The organism is Paenibacillus koleovorans NBRC 103111, from assembly GCF_004000845.1.
Classification (GTDB): Bacteria; Bacillota; Bacilli; order Paenibacillales; family NBRC-103111; genus Paenibacillus_AA; species Paenibacillus_AA koleovorans.
In genome coordinates, this window is sequence record NZ_BIMA01000051.1 from 37,660 (window position 1) to 46,031 (window position 8,372).

The window sequence follows — 8,372 nt, forward strand, 5'->3', positions numbered from 1 at the left end:
GGGAGGAACAGCTGGATGAGAAGGAATGGAAGAAAGACGCTTGTCTTGGTGCTGCTGATCGCCCTGCTCTCGAATATTTTCGGGGCAGCGGCGTTCGCCAAGGAGAGTCGGGCTGCAATCATTGTAAGTATTGAAGGTACGGTGATGGTAACCAAAGCCGGCGGTTCGAACGCTTATCGGGCTTTCGTGGAGATGAGCCTGAACCAGGGGGACCATATTCGTACGGAATCGGGGTCCAGCGTCGTGCTGCGCATTGTCGATCAACAAGATGAAGTGACGATCGGCGAGAATACGGAAATGTACATATCCAGCCTGATCGATACCGACAGCGGCAAGAAGTCCAAGCTTAAGATGTGGGCCGGATCGATGTGGTTTAAGGTGAAAAAGTTGGTCAATGCCGATGACGAGTTCGAAGTCGAGACGCCGACCGCGGTCATGGGTGTCCGGGGCTCCAACGGGTATATCGAGTCCAAGCTCGGGATGCTGTTGGCACTTATGACGTCCGGGATTTTGGCGACCTCATCCACGGACGGCGAAGGCAATGCGACCGGCGAGCCGGCTAACGTATATCCGGGTCAGCAGATCAGCCTGCTGCCGGGGCAATCTGCAGATGATATCTCGGAGAATGTAACGCCGCTCGATATTGATTCATTCGTCCAAAATGCATCTCCTGCTATGCTTTTGCAGATGATTTCGACCATCAATGACATTCGTGAAGAGAACGAACAGTTCGTCAAGGATGTTGCTGACGGGAAGAAGTCCGTTGATCCAAAGACAGGCTTGAACTTGGGTTCCTCGTCGGTTCTTTCCTCCTTCGGCTCCAACCTGACGAACCTGGTCGCCAACATTTCGAAGGCCGCGATAGACACGAACAAATTGCCGGCCGATCAAGTTCAGAAGCTGATCGATCAAGCCAATGCGAATACAACCGGCGAGAAGATCGACCTGAACAATGTGAAGCCGTTCGATACGAAGATCGGTATGGATCCTGATGTTCAGAAGGCGAAGCAAGAGCAGCTCGAGAAGATGAAGCAAGATCGTGAGCGGCTCGCTCAAGAAGAGAAGCAGAAGCTGGAGCAGAAGCAAAAAGAGAATGCAGCTCTTCTGGCAGCGGCGGAAGCCGAGAGGAAGCGGATTGCGGATGAGAACTTGAAGGCGGAACTAGAAAGACAGCGGAAAGCGGAAGAAGCCTTTAAACAGCAGTTGGCTGAAGCAGATCGGCTGAAGTTCGAGGAAGCGAAGAAGAAGGCGGACGAGGAGAAGAAGCGGCAGGAAGAAGCGCAGGTGAAGAACAATGCGCAAACGACGCCAACTCCGACACCAACGCCTACTCCAACACCGACGCCAACGCCACCTCCTACTTCAACGGAGGAACCGGCTTCAACACCGACACCAACGCCACAGGCTCCTACGAATGTAACAACAAACAAGTCGAAGGTGAACGCAGCGTCGAATTCGATCACCATTTCGGCTAAGTCGGCGGTTGGTACCACGATTCAACTGCGGTTAGGCTCCTTGGTCGTTCAATCGGTTACCGGTCAAGGCGATACGCCAGTGTCGATGACTTTGACGGGACTGCCGCAAGGCGTCTACAGCAATTACACGGTTCGAGCTGTCAATGGCAGCGTTTCGAGCTCAAATGTTGCCGTACCAACATTTGAAGTAGATTTGTCGGCACCGATTGCTCCGGAGATCATATATCCGACCAGTCCATACACGAGCTCCACGGGAACGGTTTCCATTGTTGTCAGTTCACAAGAGCCGCAAGCCTTTATTAGCTTGTACAACGGTAGCTCTTTAGTGGAGTCAAAGTATGTGGAGACAAGCGGTCTAGCAACCTTTTATGTGTATCATTTGACTGGAAATGTTACCTTTACTGCGAAAGCTCAGGATTTGGCGGGTAATGTAAGTGACGCTTCGTTGCCACTGGTGGTTACTAGTACCGCCATTCCGGATCAAACGATCGAATTTACGGTTGATCAGAGTGGAATTTCCGGACCTGCGAGCTTAGACATTCAGGCGGGCGGTTTCTTGAATGTCGATATCAATTTGAAAGATGTAACCATTTATGCCGCTGAGTTGCATTTGGGCTACTTGAATCATGTCGTCATGATTTATAACATGGATCCTACACATAACGCGGCTTACAATGGGAATGTGATCTTCGATCCAGCTACAAGCGTGGCGGCCCTAACAGAATATCCCGGATATGAGTCAAGAGAAATTGTATATGTCGTTTCGAATTATAGTGGAACAACTTCTGGAGAGAACATTCAGGTTCAGGGGACCAAGAAGCTGATCCGCATTCCAATGCTAGCTCTCAGTAATGGAATTGGAGAGGCGACTGGAGGCTCCTTCGATCTAAATGTGATGCTTGTGGATATAACCGGTCAAGTTGTGGGTGAGTTCACCAAATCGGTTAATTATGAAATTCACTATAGCGCTCCCTCCGGCGGAGGCCCAGCTTAATGATAACCCGCATACGCAAAAGGATTTCATTGTTCATGCTCGTACTGCTGACTATGGGATTGCTTCCCATAGTCAGCCTTGTACCTGTAGGAGTTCCGAGTGCTTCGGCAACTAAACCGAATTGCGATTCGGTAACGGCTGCGGTCTATACGACTGTATACGACACTGAGGCAGGAACCAGCACTTGCCTGATCGCAAACGGGGGAGTACTGAATTTGGCTGATGTATATAGCTCACCGCCGCTCACAGCCGAGTACGACTTGAACATCTATAACTGGAGCTTAAGAGGACAATCCGCAAAAGTCGTTGATAGTCAGGGCTTGCCTCGCAACAGCGCTGCGACAATTAGCGAAGACGGACACGCGCAGCTGCAGGACATCACCGTTGTCCACAATGAACTCTTATTTGTAGTCATTGGCAACAATGGCGACTCGGATCAAATGATTGTTCCGTTCGGCTACATGGAACCAACAATCCTCTACTATCAGTTGAAGTTGAGCTCAGCGGATCCGGATGCAAGATTAGTCTCTGCCGTTTGGGGCAATACTTCCCGTCACGTCATTCAACCCGTTCCCAATGTGTATTATTTTTCAACGAACGAGTCGGATGACTTGGAAGACATCCGAGATGAGGTAGTGTACTCCGTTGTGGAGTCATCCGACGCTGGCGGGGGAAAGAAGTACTTTCTCTCCGCGGTCGTTCAAGATGAATCAGGAAGCGGTTGGGGACGAGTTATAGAGAACACCTTGAATATGGCGAAGCCATGGGAGCAAACCAATGTCAGCTTCACAATTGACGGGGTGAATCAATCGCAGGTTACGGCCGTTCATCAACAAATTATTGAAAGTAACTCATCGGCCCGTTATGTGATTCCCTATCAGCCCGTGAACGAGTACAGCGCTTCGATAGAGTACTTTAGGAATTCAGAGTCCTATGCTTCCCCGATGTATCAAGTCATCCAAGTGGAGTCGTCGGATGCTCAGTATGTTTTTGTGAACGACCAATTATCATTTTCATCCAGCTCGTCGCCAACTCCGCATCAAGTGAGTCGGAACGTGAGCGAGTTTAAACAAATTGGCTTTGAAGTGGCGAATGAAGAGGTTTCGAATAGAATCGGATTAGAATTTAGTTCCGTAATTAGTGTGAATGGGGTTGGTTACTTAAAGTACGAGGTTTCCATTGACCCAAGGAAGCAACTGCACTATTTATATGAAATGTATCCGGAAAGCTTGAGTTATGCAATCGGAACTTACGGTGTTGTGCGGGGAGATTCATTTTTCAGGAAACAGCTCTACCCCGCGACAGGAGTACCGGTGTTTGTTTTAGGTCGAAAAATCAATACCTTTGAAATTGGCGCAACTAATCCTTACTCTTCGGAGTATCGCCTGATCCTGAGAAATACCGACGGGGATTCGCTGACCCCATCCAATAATCTCCCTATGTTGTTTGAGCTATTTCGAGATCAGGAAAAAAAACTAGGCCCTGTATCGTATTCGGATTTCATCTACTACATATCGAGTTCGGATGAGAGTGAGTATACCGTGAGGATGCTGTACGAGGGTCCTGCCTCCCTGGACGCGAATGTATTCGATCGGGCCAGCTTTCAAAACGTTATGACTGCCTCGATCCCGCTAACTATTGTTCAATTGCAGAAGGTTAACGAGAACACGGGTTCACCTGAAAACGCCAATTTACATAATGTCAAAGTAACGCTGCAGGCTGTAAATGAAGATGCTATATCCGGTTATTACAATTTCATCTCCTATTACTCCGATATGACCGGAAAAATGATCCTTCGAGGGTACGGACCCGGTCTCTGGAGAGCAGTGACATATGAATGGTATGATTCACTCGCGGAATCCCCTTATATTCAGATCAATCAAGTACTCATTAATGGGACTCAGTATACTCCAGGTTCCTCGTCTAATACCAAAACATTGAAAGTGGTTAATCGAAGAATTTCCCAGGATACAACCGAATTCTGGAATCTAAAGGACATCGTCCGGTTCTCAGGTAAAATTGAAAGCATGCAGTTCGATTTTAATCAAGACGGGACAGCAAATGCCGAAGATTATAAATACTTGATGCAGACGATTCCGCCGTATTTATTCCGGCATACGGATTGATCTCATCCACTAAAGGAGAACGCAATGAAACTTTTGCGAAAAGTAACTATCCCGCTGCTGTCATCGGCGTTATTGCTGGGCAGCTTGGCGTCCGCAACGGCGGCATCGTTAGACCAAGCCATGGTAGCAGGTGAGAATCAGATTCTCGGCAGCGTTTCGACGGTTGCAGGGAAAGGCGATCTGGGGGAAACGGATGGCCCTGCGAATACGTCGTTGTTCCGTAGCCCATGGAGTTTGCTCCCGCTCGCGGACGGCTCGTTCCTGATCGCGGACTCCAAGAGTCACTTGATCCGCAAGCTCTCAGCCAGTGAAGTCAGCACGTATGCGGGCATTACCTTCAAGCTGGACGCTTACAACAACCCGATCGGAGCGCTCCTGGACGGGAAGCTGGCTGCTTCGGTGTTCCAACAGCCCAAGGGGCTGGCGGCGGATGCGAAGGGCAATGTCTACGTTGCGGACTCGGAGAATCATGCGATCCGTAAAATCGACACCGCCGGACAAGTGACCACACTGGCCGGTAATGGGGTGTTCGGCAGCAAGGATGCGAAGGGCAAGGAAGCTTCCTTCTACTCCCCGCAAGATGTGGCTGTGGCAGCCGACGGTACGCTTTATGTGGCCGATACGCTGAACCATTCGATCCGCAAAGTGTCGGCTGACGGGGTAGTGACCACCTTAAACGCCCCTTCGACTCGCACAGTTGAGGTTGTGCCGGGGCAAGTCGTTCCTGCGGGCGACTACAAGGACGGCGAGCTGAAATCGGCGATGTTCAATGAACCTGCCGGGATTGCGATCGACGCAAAAGGCAACTTGTACGTGAGCGACACCGGCAATCAGATGATCCGTTATATTGACTTAGCTGCAGGTACAGTCACAACAGTTGCAGGGTTCGTTCCGGAAGCCGGCGCTCCGCTTTATGAGAAATCAGCGCTTTATGCTATCGGCGATATTAAGGATGGCGAGGCCAAGCAAGCACGATTCGACTTCCCTAAAGGCCTGGCAGTTACACCGGGAGGCGGGGTAGTCATCGCCGACAGCTTGAACCACTCTGTACGTTACTTGAAGGACGGAGTTGTATATACGTTAGCCGGAGATCCAAATGCCCTCAGCGGATTCACGGACGGTCCGGATCGGAAGGCCGGCTTGCAAAATCCAACCGACGTCGCTGTAGCGGCTGATGGCAGTGTATGGGTTGCGGATGCCTACAATAACAAGATTCGCAAAATCGACTTCTACGAGCTGCCGGGCAACATCACGAACGACGGTTCGATCAAGGTACTGAACGGGACTACGCCAATCGTCTTCGAATCCGCTCCTGAGAATGTGAACGGCCGCGTGATGGTTCCGATTCGGGCTATTACGGAGGCGCTGGGCTATAAGGTTGGCTACAAGGAAGATCCGGCCACTGGTGATCAGACCGTGCGTTTGACCAAAGGCAATGTAAGCGTTGAGCTGGGTATCGGCAAAATGGAAATCAAACGTATTGTCGCGAATACCCCGGATGTAGTCAAACCGATTGACGTCGCCCCGTACATCAAGGATGACTTGACTTTTGTCCCTGTTCGTTTCTTCACGGAAGAGCTTGGACTCGATGTTCAATGGCACGGTGCTACACAGACCGTCATTCTAAGATAAGCAGCCTATACAGCGCAAAGATTGGACTTGATGATGCCGGCATACATGCTGGCATTGTTTTTTATGCGGAGCGTCGGAAGGTGGGGGCAGGATGAGGCATCTTGCAAAGTTGAAATTAGCTGTGTGGATTGCGATAGCAATCAGTTTGTTTTCCTATTCCATGCTGGGGGCGCGTGTGGCAACGGCGAAGGAGAGTCGTGCCGCGCAAGTCATATCCGTTCAGGGAACCGTTATGATCACCAAGGCAGGCGGATCGAATGCTTATCGCGCCTTTGAAGACATGAACCTAAATCAAGGCGATCATATTCGAACGGAAGGCGGCTCCAGCCTCGTGCTCCGTATTGTGGATCAAGAGGATGAGGTCACCATCGGCGAGAATACGGAGCTTTATTTGTCGAGTTTGATGGAGGCCAACGGCGGGAAGAAGTCCAAGGTGAAAGTATGGGCCGGCTCGCTATGGTTTAAGGTAAAGAAGCTGGTGAATGCGGAAGATGATTTTGAAGTGGAGACACCGACTGCCATCATGGGGGTGCGGGGCTCGAACGGTTATATTGAGACGCGGCTTGGGCAAATTTTTGCCATTATGGCCTCCGGCATTTTACAAGCCTCACCAACGAATGCTACGGACTCAACCGACACGGAAAACTCCAACCCTTCCACCGCTACGATTTATCCGGGTCAGCAAGTGCAGTTAACCGATGATCCTACGGTCGACCCTTCGGTTGGCGTAATGCCCCTGGACATTCGAGAGTTCGTGAAAAAAGCGGATAAATCGATGCTGACCCAATTAATCAACACGATTGAGCAAATCAAACAAGAAAATGCGACGCTCGTCAATCAGGTAGGTACGAGAGATAAGCAGGTTGACCCGAAATCCGGGCTGGATTTGGCCAATCAGGATACCTTGTTGCTTTTTGGTGAAAACCTGAATTCTCTCGTCGAAAACATTGCATTAATTTCATTGGAAGAGAAGAAATTTGAAGCTACCGAGATGACGGCACTGATTGAAAAAGTCAACGAATCCTCCACTGGGGGAAAAGTAGATTTAACGAATGTGAAGCCTTTCGACACGACCATTGCGCAAAATCCGGAAGTGCAGAAGGCGAAAGAAGCCGAGCTGGCTCGACTGGAGGAGGAGCGCAAGCGGAAGGCAGATGAGCAAAAAAGACTTCTGGAAGAGCGTGAGCGTCAAAATGCGGCGTTGTTGGCGCAGTTGGAGCAAGAGAGGAAGCGCCAGGAAGAAGCCAATCGCCAAGCTCAGGCGGAGCAAAAACGGCTCGCGGAAGAGGCGTACGCGAAGCAGCTGGCTGCCGAGGAGAAGGCTCGTTTTGAGGCGGATCGCCTGAAGGCGGAGCAAGCGAAACAACAGCAGCAGCAACAGCAGCAACAAAACCAGCAGCCGCAACAGCAAAATCAGCAAAATAATCAGCAACAGCCTAACCAGCCGACTGGGGGCGGTTCGCAGCCGGAAGAAGAGGCTGCTCCCGGGATACCGGTTGTGTTGAGCCCCGTGAATACTTTGATCACCAATGCAGCTAGCGTAACCGTTCGTGTAAGAGGGACGCTTGGGAACACGGTTCGGGTTTGGAACGGATCGGCCAAATTGGGCGAACAAGTGATAGGCACGAGTGGAGAGGTTTCTATTGCGATTGCATTGAATAATGGAAGTTATTCCTTGCAAGTCGATGCTGTGAATGGCTCGGGTGTAGCGAGCAACAAGGTGGCGGTTCCGTCCATCGTAATCGACCGAATCGCTCCGGCGGCTCCTGTGATCGGGGAAACACCAGCATACTGGAACGCGGCAAGCTTGAAAGAAGTGAAAATTTCTGCTGAGCTGGGTTCATCGTTGAAGGCTTATTTGAACGAAGCGGCTGTCCCATTCGTAACAAGGACGGTGACTGCTGCGACCTACGAAACGATTCAAGTGCCGGTGACGAGCGATGGAACGTACGTAGTTCGGGTGACGGCAACCGATCCAGCAGGGAATGTAAGTGCGGTTAGCTCGGTTAGTGTCAAGCTGGATACGGTTGCGCCAGCTGTGCCGGTAGTGGAAGCAGCTTCGTACTGGAACACAGCGAGTGCGAAGGAACTGGCTGTGAAAGCGGAGTTAGGTGCAACGATCAAAGTGTATCACAACGAGAGTGC

The 8,372-nt window shown here is 50.7% G+C and carries 4 protein-coding genes; all 4 read left to right on the forward strand.

The genetic code is table 11. The features are described from left to right. Positions 1-15 precede the first annotated feature (15 nt). Positions 16-2,469, forward strand: coding sequence for a FecR domain-containing protein (locus PKO02S_RS17690; protein WP_164821523.1), 2,454 nt, complete (start codon positions 16-18; stop codon positions 2,467-2,469). Positions 2,470-2,504: 35 nt separating this feature from the next. Continuing rightward, entirely contained in the window at positions 2,505-4,595 is a 2,091-nt protein-coding gene (locus PKO02S_RS17695) for a hypothetical protein (protein WP_127585171.1), read from the forward strand. Between the two features lie 24 nt (positions 4,596-4,619). Beyond that, positions 4,620-6,227 (forward strand): NHL domain-containing protein, encoded by a 1,608-nt coding sequence (locus tag PKO02S_RS17700; protein ID WP_127585172.1) that lies wholly within the window; start codon positions 4,620-4,622, stop codon positions 6,225-6,227. A gap of 91 nt (positions 6,228-6,318) precedes the next feature. Next, positions 6,319-8,372, forward strand: a 2,054-nt coding sequence (locus PKO02S_RS17705) for a FecR domain-containing protein (RefSeq protein ID WP_174819920.1), incomplete at its 3' end; no start/stop codon positions are given.

Coding starts and splice junctions, on each gene's coding strand:
- PKO02S_RS17700 (WP_127585172.1), top strand. CDS start 4,620: ATGAAACTTTTGCGAAAAGTAACTATCCCGCTGCTGTCATCGGCGTTA.
- PKO02S_RS17690 (WP_164821523.1), top strand. CDS start 16: ATGAGAAGGAATGGAAGAAAGACGCTTGTCTTGGTGCTGCTGATCGCC.
- PKO02S_RS17695 (WP_127585171.1), top strand. CDS start 2,505: ATGCTCGTACTGCTGACTATGGGATTGCTTCCCATAGTCAGCCTTGTA.